At 40.9% G+C, this 19,516-nt stretch carries 8 protein-coding genes; 3 read left to right on the plus strand and 5 right to left on the minus strand.

Going from position 1 to position 19,516, the window contains the following annotated elements:
• Positions 1 to 440: 440 nt before the first annotated feature.
• Positions 441 to 896: a transposase gene (locus DDZ16_RS19700; protein ID WP_109266203.1), complete on the plus strand. Its 456-nt coding sequence runs from the start codon at positions 441 to 443 to the stop codon at positions 894 to 896.
• 331 nt (positions 897 to 1,227) lie between these two features.
• Here DDZ16_RS19700 and DDZ16_RS19710 read toward each other — a convergent pair whose 3' ends face one another.
• Positions 1,228 to 3,048 carry an ABC transporter ATP-binding protein gene (locus DDZ16_RS19710; protein WP_109266205.1) on the minus strand — a complete coding sequence of 607 codons (1,821 nt, stop codon included), beginning with the start codon at positions 3,046 to 3,048 and terminating at the stop codon, positions 1,228 to 1,230.
• A 10-nt stretch (positions 3,049 to 3,058) separates the two neighbouring features.
• Positions 3,059 to 4,414 (minus strand): adenylosuccinate lyase, encoded by a 1,356-nt coding sequence (purB, locus tag DDZ16_RS19715; RefSeq protein ID WP_109266219.1) that lies wholly within the window; start codon positions 4,412 to 4,414, stop codon positions 3,059 to 3,061.
• A 544-nt stretch (positions 4,415 to 4,958) separates the two neighbouring features.
• On the opposite strand from purB, the gene DDZ16_RS19720 reads away from it, so the two are divergent.
• On the plus strand, positions 4,959 to 8,774 hold the full coding sequence (locus tag DDZ16_RS19720; RefSeq protein WP_109266206.1) for a hybrid sensor histidine kinase/response regulator: 3,816 nt from the start codon (positions 4,959 to 4,961) through the stop codon (positions 8,772 to 8,774).
• Positions 8,775 to 9,194: 420 nt separating this feature from the next.
• Positions 9,195 to 10,658: a B12-binding domain-containing radical SAM protein gene (locus tag DDZ16_RS19725; protein ID WP_109266207.1), complete on the plus strand. Its 1,464-nt coding sequence runs from the start codon at positions 9,195 to 9,197 to the stop codon at positions 10,656 to 10,658.
• Positions 10,659 to 10,843: 185 nt separating this feature from the next.
• On the opposite strand, the gene DDZ16_RS19730 is transcribed toward DDZ16_RS19725, so the two are convergent.
• The 3 genes from DDZ16_RS19730 to DDZ16_RS19740 all read right to left on the minus strand — a co-directional run bounded on the left by DDZ16_RS19730 (position 10,844) and on the right by DDZ16_RS19740 (position 19,505).
• Entirely contained in the window at positions 10,844 to 11,566 is a 723-nt protein-coding gene (locus DDZ16_RS19730; protein ID WP_109266208.1) for a hypothetical protein, read from the minus strand.
• A gap of 143 nt (positions 11,567 to 11,709) precedes the next feature.
• Entirely contained in the window at positions 11,710 to 16,434 is a 4,725-nt protein-coding gene (locus DDZ16_RS19735; RefSeq protein ID WP_109266209.1) for an efflux RND transporter permease subunit, read from the minus strand.
• Positions 16,431 to 19,505 carry an efflux RND transporter permease subunit gene (locus DDZ16_RS19740; RefSeq protein WP_109266210.1) on the minus strand — a complete coding sequence of 1,025 codons (3,075 nt, stop codon included), beginning with the start codon at positions 19,503 to 19,505 and terminating at the stop codon, positions 16,431 to 16,433. The genes DDZ16_RS19735 and DDZ16_RS19740 overlap by 4 nt, the downstream gene beginning before the upstream one ends.
• Between the last annotated feature and the right edge of the window lie 11 nt (positions 19,506 to 19,516).

Raw genomic sequence — 19,516 nt, forward strand, 5'->3', positions numbered from 1 at the left:
AGGAACAGAATGTAGAACCAAAAAATAAAACATTTTCGAGTATCCACATATTAGAAATGATAAACCAAACCTTTGATTTTGTGAATATTCCACTGCATCAATCTGCTTAGCCTGACGGCTATGCCCCTACAGGGCGAAAACGGCCATCCGGCCTGGTTCCCGGGACGATGTCTCTGGCTGGATTTAAATGCCCTTGCAGGGCGGGAGTCCCCAATAAATTAGAAATTTCAATGATTAAGACAAAAAACATAAGGAAAGAAAAATTGAAATCAACAATAATCAAAACCGCCAACAATGTAATTCAACCCCAGACGGGCCGAAGGCCCAGCTTATCCCAGCCCGGGGCACCGCCCCGGGGAAATGGCCAACGGCCTATAGCGGGCTGAAAGCCCAACTCCTAATCATTCAACTTAAATCATAAACGATTACAAAAACCACCTATGGCTCAATCACTCTCCAAAATCTACATTCACCTCACCTTCCACATTAAAGACAACCAGGTTCACATCAGGCAAGAGGATAAAAAAAGACTTTTTGCTTACATGGGCACCATCATCAAGGACACAGAATGCCTCCCAATAAAAATAAACGGAACATCTGATCACCTTCACGTGCTATGCACATTGTCACGAAATGTTACGATGGCAAAACTGACAGAAGAGATAAAACGTCACAGCAGCCGGTGGCTAAAAACCCTTTCCCCATATTATTCAAAATTTGCATGGCAGACCGGTTATGGTGTCTTTTCCGTTAGTCAATCGGTGGTTGACAAGACCATTTCATATATAGAAAATCAGGAATTCCATCACCAAAGAATGAGCTACAAAGATGAGTTGATCGCCTTTTTAGAAGAATATCAGATAGATTATGATGAACGGTATTTGTTTGAGAAATAACCTGCCCCGACGGGGCGAAAACGGCCATCCGGCCGCATTCCCGGGACGATGCCCCGGGCTGGGTTAAAAAGCCCTTACAGGGCGGGAATCCCCAATAAATTAGAAATTTCAATGATTAAGACAAAAAACATAAGGAAAGAAAAATTGAAATCAACAATAATCAAAACCGCCAACAATGTAATTCAACCCCAGACGGGCCGTAGGCCCAGCTTATCCCAGCCCGGGGTACCACCCCGGGAAAATGGTCATCGGCCAAAGGCGGGCTGAAAGCCCAATTCCCGTTATTGGCTCTAATTCCTGTTGCTGAGATCAGCAGCTCTTTTACAAACCACTACCGCATTTGCAGTTCATTCAATTTTTGGTAAACGCCGCCTTTTTCTACCAGTTCGTCATGCGTGCCGGTTTCCACAATCTCTCCATCCTGAAAAACATGGATACGATCGGCATTTCTAACAGTAGAAAGACGGTGGGCAATAACAATAGAAGTCCGGTTGGCCATTAATTTCTCCAACGCTTCCTGAACCAGCTTCTCAGACTCTGTATCCAGCGCTGAGGTGGCCTCATCCAAAATCAAAACAGGTGGATTTTTCAAAACAGCTCTGGCGATACTGATGCGCTGACGCTGACCACCGGAAAGGCGTCCTCCCCTATCCCCCACAAGGGTATTATACCCATGCGTAAAGGATGAAATAAATTCATGAGCATTAGCTACCCGGGCGGCTTCCTCAACTTTCTCAGGAGTAGCATCATCAACCCCAAAGGCAATGTTATTATAGATGGTATCATTAAACAAGATGGCATCCTGATTGACATTCCCCATAAGATTTCGAAGATCATGAATCTTCAGATCTTTAACGTCAATGCCATCTATTAGTATGGCCCCTTCCTTTACGTCATAAAACCGTGGCAACAAATCGACAAATGTGGATTTACCACTACCCGACTGACCAACCAAAGCAATGGTACGTCCTTTGGGAATATTGACCGACACGTTCCTAAGCACAGGTGTTTCCTGGTAAGCAAAAGTAACATTGCGGTATTCTATCCCCTGTTTAAGTGAATCAATTGATTTGGCATTTTCAGTTTCTTCAATAGCGATGTTGGCACTTAAAATATCATCAATCCTGTCGTAAGCTGCCAGCCCTTTCTGGATGTTGTAAGTAGCCTTTGAAAAGGCTTTGGCCGGGTTTATGATTTGGTAAAATATCGCTAAATAACCCAGAAACTCTGCAGCATTAATAGTATCTGTGCCAGTAAGAATCAGGGTACCACCAAACCATACCAAAATAACCACTACAATAGTCCCAAGAAACTCACTCATAGGATGAGCCAGATCGCGACGCCTCATAAGACGATTCATGATGGACTTATAATCTTCAACTTCCCCTTCAAACCGCTCATCCATACGCTTCTCGGCATTAAATGCTTTAACGATTCGTAAACCGGAAAGTGTCTCTTCAATAATCCCCAAAAGATCACCCATCTTATTCTGTCCTTCACGGGATGTTTTCTTCAGACTTTTTCCGATGCGGCCTATAATAAATCCGGCAACAGGCAGCACAACAAACACAAAAAGAGTAAGTTGAACACTAAAAAGAAGCATTGCAACCAGAAAAACCAAAATCAAAACGGGATTTTTGAGGAACATATCAAGAGATGACATGATGGAATTTTCCACCTCCTGCACATCGCCTGTGGAACGGGCTATAATATCCCCCTTCTTTTCTTCACTAAAGAAACCTATGGGCAACTGAAGGATTTTTTGATAAATCTGATGCCTTAAATCACGAACTACACCATTTCGGATGCCGATGCTTGTATATGAAGCCAGGTAAGCAAATCCGGTTTTCAAAAAAGTGCCCAATACCAGAAAAATTCCAACAAACAACAGTGACAAACCCGGTCCATAGGAAGATTTCAATTGTGTGATATAGTAATAAAGATTCTGCTTCAGATCACTAAAGTTAAACGACCACGCTGCCAATTCATGCACTTCACTATCCTGTGAGAGAATAATCTCAAGCATGGGCACCATCAATGCCACTGAAAAAACAGCAAAAAGTGCCGACAGCAAATTAAAAAGAAAATTAAATCCAAGCAGATGCTTATAAGGCGGTAAAAACCGCCTCATAATTGCAAAAAAATCCTTCATCCCAATTTCTTTAATATAAATTTACTCCGGTATAGTTAGATGGAGTAAACTGTTTCAATTCTTCTTTTACCTCATCACGCACATCCAGTGTATCAATAAATTTTGCAATAGACTTAGCATTAATAACATCGTTGGTACGTGTCAGGTCTTTTAGTACTTCGTAGGGATTGGCAAAACCTTCGCGGCGCAGGATGGTTTGCATGGCCTCAGCAACCACAGCCCAGTTATTTTCCAGATCTTTATCAATGGCATTCCGGTTAATTAACAATTTGCCCAACCCCTTCTGCAGAGATTGAATTGCCAGAACAGAGTGAGCCAGAGGCACTCCAATATTTCTAAGCACCGTACTATCAGTAAGGTCACGTTGAAGACGGGAAACAGGCAACTTGGCAGAAAGGTGCTCAAATAAGGCGTTGGCAACACCAAGGTTTCCTTCGGCATTCTCAAAATCAATAGGATTCACCTTATGAGGCATAGCGCTGGAACCAACTTCACCTTTCTTAATTTTTTGCTTGAAATATTCCATCATGATGTATGTCCAAAAATCACGCGATAAATCAAGCAATATTGTATTAATGCGTTTCAGGTTATCAAAAATGGCAGCCAGATTATCGTAATTCGAAATCTGCGTAGTCAATTGTTCACGGTCGAGCCTAAGCTTCTCGCCAACAAATCGATTACCAAATGCCACCCAGTCGATCTCAGGATAAGCAGCTTTGTGGGCATTAAAATTACCTGTGGCACCACCAAACTTGGCAGGACAAGGAATATCTTTGAGCAGGAACAATTGTTTTTTAAGGCGCTCAACAAAAACTCTTACTTCTTTGCCCAACCGCGTGGGAGATGCAGGCTGACCATGGGTCCTGGCCAACATAGACACATCCTTCCAGTCGTTGGATAATTTTTCCAGCTGACTGATTAACTCTTCCAAAAAGGGATAATAAACCTCGTTTACCGCATCTCGCAATGAAGCAGGAACAGCAGTATTGTTGATGTCCTGTGAAGTTAATCCGAAATGGATAAATTCCTTGAAATTCTGCAACCCTAATCCATCAAACTGCTCTTTCAGATAATACTCCACTGCTTTCACATCATGATTGGTGATGGATTCGATGTCTTTGATGCGTTCCGCATCCTCCAATTCAAAATTGCGATAGATGGATCGTAAAGCATCAAACTTACTATGATCCATTTCTTTGAGCTGTTCCAAGGGCTCTTCACAAAGAGCAATAAAATATTCCACCTCCACCATAACACGGTAGCGAATAAGGGCATACTCCGAAAAATAAAGGGCAAGGCCGTCAACTTTTGAACGGTAACGCCCGTCAATGGGCGAAATGGCTGTTAACAGGTGCAGATCTGTCATGATATCTTTGATTTTTATTTTTGCAGGCACAAAGTTAGCAGTTTTCAAGGAACAAAGCTTCATTAATCCCTTTCAAAAATCTTTAAACTACGGTTTTGTTTCCTTACTTGTACAATAAGGCTTTTGAAAAGAAACCATTCATTTTATTTCTTTAAATAAGGATATTAGTAACACAAAAACATGATAGTAATCGTGCATCCCTTCTCCCCTAAGCCCGGCCCAGTATATATTCATTGTAAAAGGCCGATTCATCAAAAGTTTTTACTTATCTGTCAAGGAAAGTAAAACTTAAAAACAGTTTCCCTCGTATTTAATACTCATACCAATCGTAAAGATTTAAATAACAAGATACAATAGAGAATTCCAACACTTCTATCAAGGAGACAAACAGCAAAAACCCAACATAGTCAAATAAACGAACCTACTTCCTTTCCCAACAATCTTAAAACAAAAAAATATCAAATTAGTTAACCTGTAATTTAACTCTCAAAAAGAGTAGTGCAATGCATTTTGTTGTTAAACGCAACTTATTTTATTAACTTAAATGCTTCTGACAAAGAAAAAAGCAGCAATGTACCGGCATCTTAATATATTATTCTTACTTCTGATCTTTTGCAGCGAATTAATTCTGGCCAACGAAAAAATAAAGTTAAAGCCACTTGAATCAGAATTGTTCCAAAGCCTGGTGAGAGACATCCACAGGGATCACGAGGGTTATTTATGGATAGCCAATAATGGTGTGGGGTTAATGAAATACAACAGTCATTTCATTACGCGTTATTTGCACAACAAATCAGACACCACTTCGATGAGCGATGACGGGGTGATGGTTATAGAACAAGACTCCATGAAAAATCTTTGGTTTGGAACCATAAATGGTCTGAACCGCTATTGCACTTATCAAGATAATTTTGAAAGATATTTCAGCATTCCGGGAGATACCACAAGCCTCAGCAGTAACTTCGTCAACGAAATGTACCTCGACACCCGTGGCACACTTTGGGTTTTGACTGCACATGGGCTCTGCCAATATCTGCCTGAAAAAAATCATTTTAAAAGGTTTTATATTCCAGACTCCCCCAGTGCCAATAACTTCACAGGAATGGATCAGGACAGCAAGGGGAATTACTGGGTGGTGACCACCTCTAATGGCATTTACAAGTTTAACCCCGACTCTAATCTTTTCATTCACTACCCCGATAATAAAACCATATCTGAACGACTATTCAGCAAAAAAATACTAATTGACACCAAAGACAGGTTCTGGATTGCGAACTGGGGCGCCGGTTTGGCTTCCTTCAATCCGGAGGCTGGTGACTATTTTTATTATCCGGTAACAGACGACGGGTCAGGAACCAACAGAAATCTGGCTATGAACATTATTGAGTGGGGAAATGACCAATTGTTAATTGCTGTTGACCAGGGAGGTATTAACAAACTGGATTTAAAAACAAATATCTTTACTTATATAAAAGCCAATGACCCTGCTTATGGTCAAATGCTTTCCAATGGTGTTTATTGTTTTCATCACGACCAGGAAGGCATTCTGTGGGTAGGTACCTCCAGGGGAGGCACTTTCTATTCTAATCCGAAAGAAAATATTTTCGATATATACAGTACCTACGGGGGCAGTATGGCGGTCAAAGACGGCATATACAACATGCCCATTCATAATATTATTACCAGCTTTTATGAAGATGCAAAAGGGGATATTTGGGTAGGCACAGGAGGTGGAGGCATAGCTTCTTTTAATCAACAGGAGCGGAAGTTTATATTTCATACACATAACCCTCAAAATGAAAATTCGCTAAGCTCAAACGTAATACGGACCATTACCGGAGATCACAATGGCAATCTATTAGTTGCAACATGGGATGGAGGTATCAACAAAATGAATCCTCAAACAGGCATGTTCACAAAAGAACCATTCGAAAGAAAACTTGACGGTGGATACCATGGCAGGAATTTATGGAACATAGACACAGATTCAAAAAACAGAATCTGGATTACCAATCCTGTGGGTCAAATTGACTTGTATGATGAAAACAAAAACCTTTTGGGGCAATTCTTTATTGAACCCAACCCCGAAATATACCATTTACCACTAATCTATGAAGATGAGAAAAACAGAATTTACACCAATACCGTAAGAGGAGTATTTCTTTTTAATGAATCGGGAAGGTATTTCGAACAGGTAATCAAATTACCCGAAGTTACCTTTATAAACCTCGACGACCCGAAACACATATGGGCGGGAACGCAAAAAGACGGTCTTTATTTATGCTCCAGAAATGGTCAAATATTAAAACAATATACCACAGAAGATGGCCTGTCTGACAACTACGTATGCTCAATAATAATGGATTCTGAGAGAAACTTATGGATATCTACCCATAATGGTTTAAGTTACCTCAAAACCAAAGCAGAGCAATTCACCAACTACACGGAGAAGGATGCTCTCGCTGGTAATCATTTTTATATTCAATCTTCTCTAAAGACAAGTAATGGTAAAATCTTTTTTGGAGGTGCAGACGGATTCATTTCTTTTTTTCCGAAAGATATTCCAGAGAATAAAACAAGACCTGAAATCTATCTTACCGACTTTTATGTGAACAACAAAAAGATGGATTTTAAAGAAGAGAAATCACCTATATCAAAACCTGTTAAGTACATTAAAAACGTTAATCTCAAATACAACCAGAGAATCCTGACTTTTCATTTTCAATCTATCAATTACACATTTCCACATAAAAGCCAGTATAAATACATCCTGGAGGGATATGAAAATGAATGGCATGTACAAAATACAGAAGTAACCAGTGCAAACTACACAAACCTTGATCCGGGTACTTACACCTTCAAAGTTACCGCGTCAAACAGCGACGGTTTATGGAGTAAAAAACCGGCAACAATGGAAATATTAATCCGCCCACCTGTCTGGAAGACAAGATTATTTTTAGTTGCACTCACAGTTATTATAATTGCATCTTTAGTCTTGCTTCTAAAATGGAGAAACCGCAAACTCATAAGAGAAAAAAACAGGTTACAGAAAAAAGTAAGTGAACGCACCAAAGTCATTGAAGAACAAGCTCATGAACTCTCCAATCAGAACAGAATCCTTGAAGATCAAAAGGAAGAATTGGAGATTCAGCGTGATGAACTGGCCAAACATGAAGAGATTCTTGAACAAGAAGTTAGAGAGAGAACCAGAGATCTGAAAATTGCCAAAGATAAGGCTGAGAAATCAGATAAATTGAAATCTTATTTCCTGGCCAATATGTCTCACGAAATAAGGACTCCAATGAATGCCATTGTTGGTTTTGCGACCCTTTTAAATGAAGAAGGTACAAGTCCTGAGGAAAAATCTGAGTTCATAAAACTGATAAAAGATAATTCTGACAATCTCAGATTCCTGGTTGAAGATATTTTGGATTTTTCATTGATCGAAGCCAATCAAATGAAAATTCACTATAACAATTTCCTGTTGAATGAATTCATTAATCACATATATTCTTCCTTTGCTCTTAGAAATGAAAATCCAAACGTAGAATTACGTAAAAAGAATCTGCTGGAGAAAGAAGATTTGTCTTTTATTTCAGATGAATTTCGCATTCGTCAAATATTATCAAATCTATTAAGCAATGCCATAAAGTTCACCGAACATGGGTTCGTTGAATTAATAATTGACCGTAAAGCTTCTGAAATTGTATTTTCTGTAACCGATACCGGCCCCGGAATTTCAGAAAGTGAACAAAAAATCATTTTCAATCAATTTGTAAAACTGGAAAATGACCAGTTTATGGCAAAGCGTGGAATTGGTTTAGGCCTGACCCTCTCACAAAGGCTGTCCAAAATGCTTGGGGCCAAGCTGTCTGTGGAATCAGAATTGGGTAAGGGATCAACTTTTTCATTAAGTTTTCCATTCAATGTAACCATGAGCAGGCGCACTTATCCCCCAAAAAAGCCCACCACTTTTCTTCGAAAAAACTGGTCATATAAAAACTTATTAGTCATTGAAGATGAGATATCTAATTACCACTTTATCTTTGAGGTGCTTAAAGGTACTGAAATCAATATCACCTGGGCAAAGGATGGATTTGAAGCTCTTGAATTCCTCCACAACAGCAAGAAATTCGACTTGGTCTTGCTGGATATAAAACTTCCAAAGATGGATGGTTTTAAGACTTTTCAACGTATCAGGGAATTGGTTCCTGAGCAGATTATCATTGCCCAAACAGCATATGCACGTCCCGAAGATGAATTAAAAATAAGGGAAAGTGGTTTTGATGAATACCTGGCAAAACCGATCAATCCACATCATTTATTAAAAATTCTCTCTCAGTTTTTGGATAACAATTAACAAAAACCAACGGTACCTTGATAATTCATCACCCCTAAAATATAACATTCACTTTCAGACTAAAAGTTAATCACAGCAGAGCCTTAAAAACTTCGGGATTTGGTCGGTAAAGAAAGATATATTCTTTTGGGTAGGCCCTCGGGTCAAGTCAGGCAGAAGTTTGAGAGGCAGAAGGCAGGAGAAAAACAATTGACTGATAAGGGCTGTTAAGAGAAAAGTCAATTATTATTTTGAGTTAGAAAAAAGACAAATCATATATTGCTAAAAGACTGGATTTTAACACAAACAAACACCTCTCCCACAACCAGTTCAATTTGAAGACCTTCCAAAAAATGAACGAAGTATTGAATAGAAGTATAATACTTTTAATATCTTTATCCCGATTGAAAGTGGATAACCCCCCATAAAGCTCTCTATCATATGAACATCCTACTTGTCTATAGTATTCAAAAATCTATTGCCCCTAAAAAACCTCTTAAAGGAAATGAAGATGTCCAACTGGGGTTGGCTCAAATTTCAGCAGTTCTTAAAGAGGAAGGCCACAATACATCGCTTCTTGTTATTGACAGGAAAAACGATAACAACAAAACCATCGAAACAACAATAAATGATTTTTCTCCGGGGATGGTCTGCTACACCGCTGTGGATACAGAATTCGAATTTATCAAAAAAACAGCAAAAGAGATCAAAGACAAATTTGGTCTTTTTTCAGTATTAGGAGGAGTTCATGTAACCCTTAACCCAAACGAAAGCTATTTGGATATTTTTGATATTCTCTGTATTGGGGAAGGCGAATATGCTCTTCTTGAATTGGCTTCAAAAATTGAAAAACAAGAGGATTATTCTCAAATTTCGAATCTTTGGGTTAAAAAAGCACCAGGAACCATTGTAAAAAACCCGACAAGACCATTTATTCAAAATCTGGATTCCCTCCCATTTCTTGACAGAGAAATATGGGCTCCATGGATATTGGAAAAAAACTCTAAACTCACCATATTGCTCGGAAGAGGATGCCCTTATAATTGTACATATTGCTGTAATCATAAGCTTAAAAAAATTGCAAACGGAGGGTATGTTCGTATGCGTTCCCCAGAGAATATCATTGCAGAAATCGAAGAATTAGCCAAAAAATATCCGGCTGTAAATACCTATTTTCTTGAAATAGAAACACTCGGCTCAGACCTGAAATGGCTCAGACAACTATGCAAATCTCTGGAACACTTTAACCGTAAAAGACCTACTCCGTTCAATTTTGAAGCAAATTTACGGATTTATAAAAATCTGGATTTAGATGGTACTTTTAGTAACTTAAAAAGGGCAGGTTTTTCAGCAATAACCATTGGTTTGGAATCCGGTAGTGAAAGAATCAGATCCGAGGTATTAAAAAGGTTTTATTCTAATAATAAAATAATTGAGGCCGTCAAAAAAGCGAGGGAATATGGAATTAAAGTAGGTATCTTCAATCTGATTGGTTTACCTACCGAAACTTACCATGATTTTCTTGAAACCCTGCATTTAAATCAAATAATACAACCAGACTGGCATGCTACCTCAATTTTTTTCCCTTATGAGGGTACGCAACTCCATGAAACAGCATTCAATCTGGGAATCCTCCCTAAAAAACTATCAAGTACCAATGAGAGGCAGAAAGCAGTTTTAGACCTCCCGGGTTTTCCCCAAAAACAAATTCAACGGGAATTTGATAATTTTCACTTTAATGTTTACACCAAGAAAGCTCATCCAAACCCGGTAAAACTTCTTTTGTTTTTCATTCAAAAATACGTGGGGCACAACACCATGGCCAACATAAAGAATCAACTCATAAAATTAAACTACCGGTTGGGTCTGGAAACAAAACTGCTAAACATTATTCAAAAACTCTAAGTCTCAGAAAACACTAGTGTCAAGTCAAGTGTAGAATTTCGGGTAAGCTGCCGCTATTTTTCACCTTGTGCAAATCAACAAAAAAGTAAGCATAGCCGTAGCTACGTGAGTCTTTTTTTGAAAAGCACAAGGTAGAAAGAGCAAGGCTTGGCCCGTCAGACTATGCTTGACTTGACACTAGTTTGTCACCTCATAAATTTCTCACGTTTCTGTAAATTAAGCAATCCCCATAATAAAGCCACCGCCGAAACAATCATCATATAGGTACGGTTGCGTACCACCGAAAGATCCCATACAACGGTGCTGGTATCGGATGGCATATCAAAAGGATTAAAAAACACACTCCATACTGCCATGGAGAGATTATCTGTTAAGAGTTCCATAAACCAGGCAATAAGGGCCAGTATTACCACTACAACGGCAGCGCCATGCCCGTTTCGGATAATAGTGGAAAAAAAGAACCCAACTGTTCCAAAAAAGGTAACCGGAATCATCAGTTGAAATGACAACCGAAGACTATTGTGGCGTAGCAGAATAAAGTAATCCAGAAATGACAGTATGAGAAGTACTCCCCAAACCATCAGTAAAATAATCAACATTCTTATCATCCAGACTTTAAACCTGTAATTGGGAATGCTAAAAAGGATTTCCAGAATACGGGCGTCTTCATCATTCTGAATACCATACACAGTAGGAAAGAAAACCAGCAAAAGAGCCGGAAAAAGTAATTGATAATACAGTGACGACAATTCCGGTAACGAGGAGGAAAACAAACTAATCCCGGTTATCAGAAAGAAAAAAATGAGACTTCCTCCCAAGAAATAAACAAATTTACTTCCAAAGATAACCTGGATATTGTAACGGATCATCAATGGAATTATTTGAGCCAATTGACTATCTTTTTTCATAACAATGGATCAATAGATTTTAAGATATTAGACATCCCGTATAACACTGGTATAATATATTTTATAACAAAACCTCAGCTGGAGCGGATTTGAAATCCATCTTTTGTAATAATAGACAGTATTGTAAGTATGCGTTTGCAGGTTTATGCCTCCCCATTATCATTATTTTTTAGCAGCCACAGATAGGAATCTTCCAATACCGCTTTTACCTGAATAGCTCTATCATCGGGTTTTTCGGAAGACAAGCACCGCAACCTTACCTTATCCCCCTGGTTCATATGGTGTATAACAGTAAATTTCGTTGTCATCTCTTCAACCTCATCAGCATTAACCTCAACCTGCCATACTTTGCCATCGGCAATAGACATCATATTGCGTGGCTCCCCCCAATAACGTAATTCACCGGTCGACATAACAGCCACCTGGTTGCAGGAACTGGAAATATCTTCAATAATATGTGTAGAGAACACCACCACCCGCTCACGGCTAAGTTCAACCAGTAAGTTACGAAAACGAATACGTTCACGCGGATCCAGTCCGGCTGTAGGTTCGTCAACCACCAGAATTCTCGGCAGGTGCAAAAGAATCATTGCAATACCAATGCGTTGCTTCATCCCTCCTGAATAAGCTCCGATTTTATGGTGACGGCGTTCCCACATATGAACCGATTTCAATACATATTCAACGCGATCTTCACGCTCTTCTTTAATCAGAAGGCTTTTTAATATAGCCTGATAATTCAGGAAATCCCAGGCAGTCATATTTTCATACGTGCCAAATTCCTGAGGCAGATAACCTATGAGTCCCTGTAATTCTTCTCTGTTATGGGCAGTATCAATCCCATTTATAAAAATCTTGCCGTAACTCTGATCCAAAATACCGCAGAGTGTACGCATAATGGTTGTTTTGCCTGCTCCATTGGGACCTAACAGACCTATCATTCCACTGGATAACTGAAGAGAAACACCCTTCACGGCTTTAAAAGGTTCTTTGGCCGGTTTGGCAAAAGGAAACAGCATTACTCCCCTAATAAAAAGACGTCGAATACCTTTAAACCAACCGTTCAGATTTGAGGGATCAAGTTGATTGGATCGTGTTCTCTTAGCCACAACTGCAACATTCATGACCAATATCCACAGAACAAAAATGGTAATGGCTCCTCCTTTACTTTTCCAATCCTGCAGCATGAACAACAACAAAAGAACCGGATATCCAATATGCCAGACTTTTCTGGAAATATTGATAACCCAGGAACGGTTAAACCATTTCCTTTCATCATAAAATGACATCAGCCATCTATTATGATAATAAGTGGCATAACCGGAAATGAAGAAATAAAATACAACCCAAAACACCAGTTGCCAAAAACCAGAATCCAGATAGAACAATGAAAACCAGGTAAAGAACAACAGCAATGGAATCTGCCATATCAGGCCGGCTTTCAAACTTCGCACGCTCAGAGGTTCTTCAAGAAGCTTCTTTCTCAATTTGTTTCTCTGCTTCCATTCTCTTTTAAAACGATTGGCTCTGCCATAAACTTTGACGATGTTGCGTATATGGATACTGATTTCTTTATTATCAGGTATTAATTTGCTGTTGGCCCTCTTCAGGCTGTTAAGCGCAAACCAAATGCTCCATGGAATGCCTGCCACCACAACAATAGTAGCAATCATTTGCCACAAAACAGACCAATCGGCTCCCCACCAAATCCACCCAAAAGCGGCAACCCAAAGAGCAATCATCAATACCTTCAGGGGTTGTTTTACTGACCTGATCCAGTTCAGGGATTGCTCAAGGCCAAGCCCGAATGCCGGAACAAAGACCAAAGTAAGGATTGAACTAAAACAAAGTCCTCCTATTACAGTAATTGCAAATGGAGCTCCAAGAGCACCAACGTATTCTCCTTCGCCAAGACTTAGCGGAAGCATTGCCACAATGGTAGTGGTGGCAGTAATCAAGATAGGTCTTAATCTGGCCATCCCCGCTTCCATATAAGCCCTTACTGCAGAAGTACCGGAACGCCTCATCTGCATGGCATAATCGATCAAAATGATACCATTATTGACAACCACTCCCAAAAGAATTAAAAATCCGATAAAAGAATTAAAACTCAATAAAGAATTACCTGTCAGGAGCAATGCCAACATTGATCCTATGGCAGCCAGTGGAATGGTAAACAGCATAACAACCGGTGCCGTAAATGACTCAAATACGGATGCCAGAATCATAAAAATCAACAAAATGGCCATCCCTGCCAAAAAATAATATTCTTCAGTTTTATCATCCCGCTCCAGGGATACGTTAACCCCTTCTGGTGTAACCGCTGCAAGTAATAACTCCTCGATCTCCTTAAGAGCAATCTCCTCAAGTTCCCTGGAACCCTCAACCTCTTCTTTGAGATTAAACCTTACAACCAGCTGTTTCTCCTGATTAACCCGATTATATTGTGCCTCACTACTTCTCAGGGCTAAATTGGCAAAAGACTCCAACCGGACCTTTTCTCCCGTTCCTGTCCTGATTTTTGTTTCTGAAAGTGCCTTCAGATCTGTAGCCTTTCTCTCCTGTGTAGAATCTGTGAGGGCATCCTCAAAAGCCAGCATTATTTTATATTCCTGATTATCGGCTTTAAAAGTTCCTCCCGACTCAACTTGCGGTGACAGTGTGGTTAACTGCGAAACTACCTGTGCCGGTTCAACGCCGTTAAGTCCCATCCAATAGGGGTCTAAATCAAGCATTACCTCAGGCCTCTCCCAGTTTCCCTGAACCCATGCACCGTCAATGCCGGTCAGATTTTCCTTCATGAGTTCAACAATGCGATGAGCTGTTCGCACCATATCCTGAAAGTTTTCTCCTTCAACCACAACCTTGCGTTCTTCGCCGGCAAGTCCTAGCATAGAAAAGGCACCACCTCCTCCTCCAAATCCACCTGAACCGGAGGACCTGACATCAAAAGTAACGGCTACACCGTGCTGTCTTACCACCAACTCTTTCTCTACTTTTGATTTAACCTCAGAAAACTTCAGGTTCCGAAACTCCAGTGAATCTTTATCCACATCGATGGTCAACACAGCTCTGTCAGAATATATCTTGCTAATAAGATCCAGCGGCAAATCCAATTCCTCAACCTTTTCTTCCATCTGGTGAACCACCTCATCTGTCCGTTGGAGGGTAGAACCCTCACTCATGTCAACATTCACTTCAATCTGTGATCTTTCCACAGGCTTGTTTCCGGCAATACTGAAGGTGAAGCTTACAAAAGCCACTACGAAGAAAAGGGCCAAACCACCAAGCACAAGACGTGCAGGACTTCTCAAACCCGCTTTTAATAATTGAATATAAATCTGAACAAAATGGTTATGCAAAGGCAATCTGGACAACCTCCAACTTTGTCCTTTCTGTCTTTTGAGAATAAAATTAACGATCGTTGGGATCAATATCAGGGCTACCAAAAGAGACACCAGTAATGTAGAAATGATAGAAACACTTACATGCCTGGCCACTTCACTTAATATCTGGTTGGAAGCAAAAACAAAAGGAAGGAATACCACGATTGTGGTAAATGTGGCAGCAGCCACAGAGCGCCATATCTGAGAAGTTCCTTTAACCACCATGTCTTCAGGATTTTTCTCCCTCCCAGCCATGCGGTATATATTCTCCATGACCACTACCCCATTGTCGATCAGCATGCCCAAAGCAAGTGCCAGGCCAATAAGTGTAAGCATATTTATGGTAATACCCGCAGCATAAAAGAAATTAAAGGCTCCAAACACAGAAACAGGCATGGCTACCATTACTACCGTAACCAGAGGGAGGTTTTCCAAAAACACCCATAAAATAAATATGGCCAAAAGCCCTCCTATTAAAGCCAAATTGATGATTTGATCAATATTTTCTTCAATCTCCTCGGCGCTGTTGGACTGAATCTCAAGAGATATTCCCTTTGGTGCAAAATCCTCATTAATAGAAGCCAATTCGGTTTTTACCTTATTTGAAAGCTCTATAAGATTTACCTGAGATTCCCTTACGAGAGACAAGGTCACCACATCTTTACCATTTACACGGCTGTAAGAATCCGGCTCCTGAAGTCCATAAGTGATTTTACCTAAATCGGAAAGCAGAAGAGGCCCCTCCTCCTTTATTACAATATCCCCAATATCTGATGGAGAAAGATATTCAGCACCGGTATTGACATAAAAACGCGTTCCGTTATCCTGAATTTCACCTACAAAAGTTTTGACTTGTTGACCGGCTCTTATTCTTTGCCGCACATCATTCATGGTCAATCCATGACTTTCCATCTCCAGACGATCAAGGGTTACGCTGATTGTTTTCTGCCGCCCTCCAAAAACCTGAACCGATGCAATGCCATCAACCGCCATAAACCGGTCATTAACCTCCTGTTCCAGTAATGTTCTTATACGATCGGCCCCGCCCTCTCCCAACACCTGAATTTGCATAAATTCGGTGTTGATTTGTTCCAGATCCACCCTGACTACTTCTGTCATGAAACCTTCAGGCAAACGATTACGAACAGCATCCACCTGCTCAGTAAGCTTCAGATAGCTGTAGCGCATATCAGCCTGTTGGGCAAAGTAAACCGAAACCATGCCTCCATCCGGCATCACTCGTGATTCTATCTTTTCTACCTTGTCAAGTCTTCCCGCAGCTCCCTCAAGAGGAATAATTGCCTCTCTTTCCACAAATTGAAGATCACGCTCAACAGGAGCCATAACCCTGATAAACAAGACAGGCAGTTCCATTGCCGGAATTAACTCTACTGATAATGAACGATAACTAATCACCCCTAACATAGTAAGGGCAACAAACAGCATGCTCACAAATACTTTTCTGTTAATCAATTGTTTCATGAAGCATTGTTTAGTTTACGTCCGCTACGATCGAACAATTCATAAACACAAGGAATAACCAGCAATGTTAGTATTGTAGAAGTAAAAAGACCGGCAATTACAGCTATGGCCAGAGGCGATCTTAAAGAGGCACTGCGCCCGATTGACAAAGCCAATGGGAATAGGGCCAGCATTGTTGTAAGAGAGGTCATTAAAATAGGTCTCAACCTGTCTCCGGCTGCCTGAATAACTGATTGTCTGAGGGGCAAACCGGCAAGCTTGTATTGATTAATAGCATCCACTAAAATTATAGAATCATTAACCGCAATACCTCCCAGCATAACCACACCGATGAAGGCCATAACATTAAAAGAAATACCCAGAATCCAGAAGGTGATAATGGTTCCAACTCCGGCCAACGGGATTGTAAGAAGAATGGTGAAGGGATGAATCAGAGATTCAAACTGAGCTGCCATAACCATATATACCAAAACCACAGAAAGAATGAGTGCAAACATCAGCTGAGAAAATGATTCCTTCCGGCGCTGTTCATCTCCGGTAACCAATACCCGGTAACCTGGCGGAATGGCCATTGAAGCCACTTTCTCTTCAACCTGATCCACTATTTTATCATAAGGTTTTTCACCGGAAACTCCGGCATAAATTTTCCCGACACGCATCTGATTGTTCCTCAGAATTTGGCCAGGCTCATAGCCTACCAGTATTGTGGCAAGTTCATTCAACCTGTACTTCTTGTCCCCATCTATGATTTTGAGATTTTTCAAATCACTGATATTCAGTTTCTCATTGGAAACTTTGATATCGGTCCGGCTTCCACCTTTCTCCAAAGACCCAGCTTCCTGCTCTTTCAACACAGCCTCAACCTGGGAAATAATTCCCGGGATATCGAGTCCCAACATTCCAGCCTTCAAACGATCAATGCGAATGTCTACTTCAGGGGCTTCCTCTTCAAAAGACGTATATACATTCAACAAATCCGGATCATGACTAAGAACCCCTGCAATTTCTGAAGTAGTTGTTTTCAATACATCCATGTCTGCTCCTCTTATTTCCAAAACAAAAGGTGCATTTTCATCCCGAACCAGGACTTTAAGGGCAGGCTCTGTATGTTGGAAATGAAGTTCAAGTCCGGGGACATTGTCAAACAAACGGTCCAAACCGGCTATGGTCTGACGGGAAAGAGAGCTGGAAAAATTTGAAAAAGCAATTTTCAGAAACCCTTCATTCTCCCCGCGTGAAAAAGACTGTCCTGACTCAGTAACAGAGGGTCCGGAATGTGCATATACCCACCTGAGAGCATCCGCAGGCAAAAGACGTCGAATGGATTTCTCCATAGCGTTCAGGGTCTTGTCGGTTCTTTCAAGCCTGGTTCCCGGGGGCAATGTGACCTCGATCTCAAGTTCATCAGATGATGCTTCGGGAAGAAATGAAGATCCCACCAGGGGGATTAACATGTAACTGCCTCCCATAAGCACCAAAGCAAACAATAGAACCACCCCTTTTCTGTTTAATGCTTTTTCCAGAAAATTTTGATAGAAACCATGATTCCGGGGACTTTCTGAAGCCGGTTTTTGTTTTCGCTTAATCAGCCTGGTACTTAAAAGGGGCACTACCATCAGTGCAACACCAAGGGAGCAAAAAAGACTGAAAGCCACTGTCCAGGCCTGATCTTTGAAAAACTCACCTGAAATACCCTGCAAATAAACGATTGGCAGAAATACCACAACTGTAGTTAAGGTGGAGGCAAGAATGGCTCCTCCCACACTGCCGGCTCCCTCAATTGCAGCTTCCCGGGCAGACTTTCCCTGCTCCAAAAGGCGATAAATGTTTTCCAATACAATAATGGCATTATCCACCAGCATTCCTGCTCCTAAAGCAAGACCTCCGAGGGTCATCAAATTCAGTGTTAAATCGTTGAAGTACATCAATCCGAAAGTGGCCACAACAGAGAGTGGGATGGCAATACTAACCACCATGGTAGCGCCCCAGTTACGCAGAAAAAGAAAGAGAACGACCACAGCGATAAAAATCCCGATCAAAGCACTGTCACTAACTTCCGCTATAGAAGTTTCTATAAAGTCTCCCTGGTTTTCAACAACCTCCATCTTTATACCGGGATGGTTTTTCTGAAAATCCTCCATCACCCCAAAGACCTTTCCGGTCATTTCAACGGTATTATACCGGTTTTCTTTGTACACATAAAGCCCAAGGCAATCTTGTCCGTCAATTCGCACAATACTTGATGGCCGCCCCTCAATAATGTTCACCCCGGCCAGATCACGCAAAAGAACGGGACTTCCGGGATTCCCTGTATTTGCATCATACCCCGCCATTTTTATTACCAACTCTTCAAGATCGGATGCCTGTGAAATGACACTTGTACCTCTGACCACAAACCGCTGGCCTTTTTCTTCAATATAACCACCGCTTACATTTTGGTTAAAGCTATTGATTTTGTTTACCACCTGAGACAGGGTAACACCATAAGCCTGCAGTAATTCCGGCTCGGTAAGGACCTCTATTATTTGTTCGCGCTCGCCCGCCAGAGCAACATCTGCAACACCTTCAAGCCGCACTAAATCTGGCCGTAAATTGTTTTCAACCAGCAATCTCAACTGATTCAGATTTCCACTTAATGAATCTGAAAGCGCCATCTGAATGACAGGATCAGCATTGGGATTAAACCGGGAAATCTGCAGTTCCTCAACATCATCGCGCGTAGAATAAGGGGAAAGCACCTTTTGGAGCTCCAGAAAAGCCTGATCCATATCATTTTCCCAGGCATATGAAATGGTGATTTGTCCACGACCGGACATAATCCTTGATTGCACATTAACAACACCTTTCTGGCGAACAACCAAGGCCTCAATGGGTTCCACCAATTGCTTCTCAATTTCAGCCGGAGGCCGCTCACCGGCATCAATATCCACAAACAACTGCGGATTCTCAATCTCAGGCATCAGATTAGTGCCAAGACGGGAAAAGGAGATGAACCCAAGCAGCAATACAGCCAATACAATCATGGATACTGTTACAGGGTTCTTTATTGAAAAACGGGGTAAACTTCTCATTTTAGTTCTTT

Source organism: Marinilabilia rubra, from assembly GCF_003121985.1.
GTDB classification, from domain to species: Bacteria; Bacteroidota; Bacteroidia; order Bacteroidales; family Marinilabiliaceae; genus Marinilabilia; species Marinilabilia rubra.

What these genes read in the sequence shown, in the direction of transcription:
- DDZ16_RS19700 (WP_109266203.1), top strand. Translation starts at nt 441, where the DNA reads ATGGCTCAATCACTCTCCAAAATCTACATTCACCTCACCTTCCACATT.
- DDZ16_RS19710 (WP_109266205.1), bottom strand. Translation starts at nt 3,048, where the DNA reads ATGAAGGATTTTTTTGCAATTATGAGGCGGTTTTTACCGCCTTATAAG.
- purB (WP_109266219.1), bottom strand. Translation starts at nt 4,414, where the DNA reads ATGACAGATCTGCACCTGTTAACAGCCATTTCGCCCATTGACGGGCGT.
- DDZ16_RS19720 (WP_109266206.1), top strand. Translation starts at nt 4,959, where the DNA reads ATGCTTCTGACAAAGAAAAAAGCAGCAATGTACCGGCATCTTAATATA.
- DDZ16_RS19725 (WP_109266207.1), top strand. Translation starts at nt 9,195, where the DNA reads ATGAACATCCTACTTGTCTATAGTATTCAAAAATCTATTGCCCCTAAA.
- DDZ16_RS19730 (WP_109266208.1), bottom strand. Translation starts at nt 11,566, where the DNA reads ATGAAAAAAGATAGTCAATTGGCTCAAATAATTCCATTGATGATCCGT.
- DDZ16_RS19735 (WP_109266209.1), bottom strand. Translation starts at nt 16,434, where the DNA reads ATGAAACAATTGATTAACAGAAAAGTATTTGTGAGCATGCTGTTTGTT.
- DDZ16_RS19740 (WP_109266210.1), bottom strand. Translation starts at nt 19,505, where the DNA reads ATGAGAAGTTTACCCCGTTTTTCAATAAAGAACCCTGTAACAGTATCC.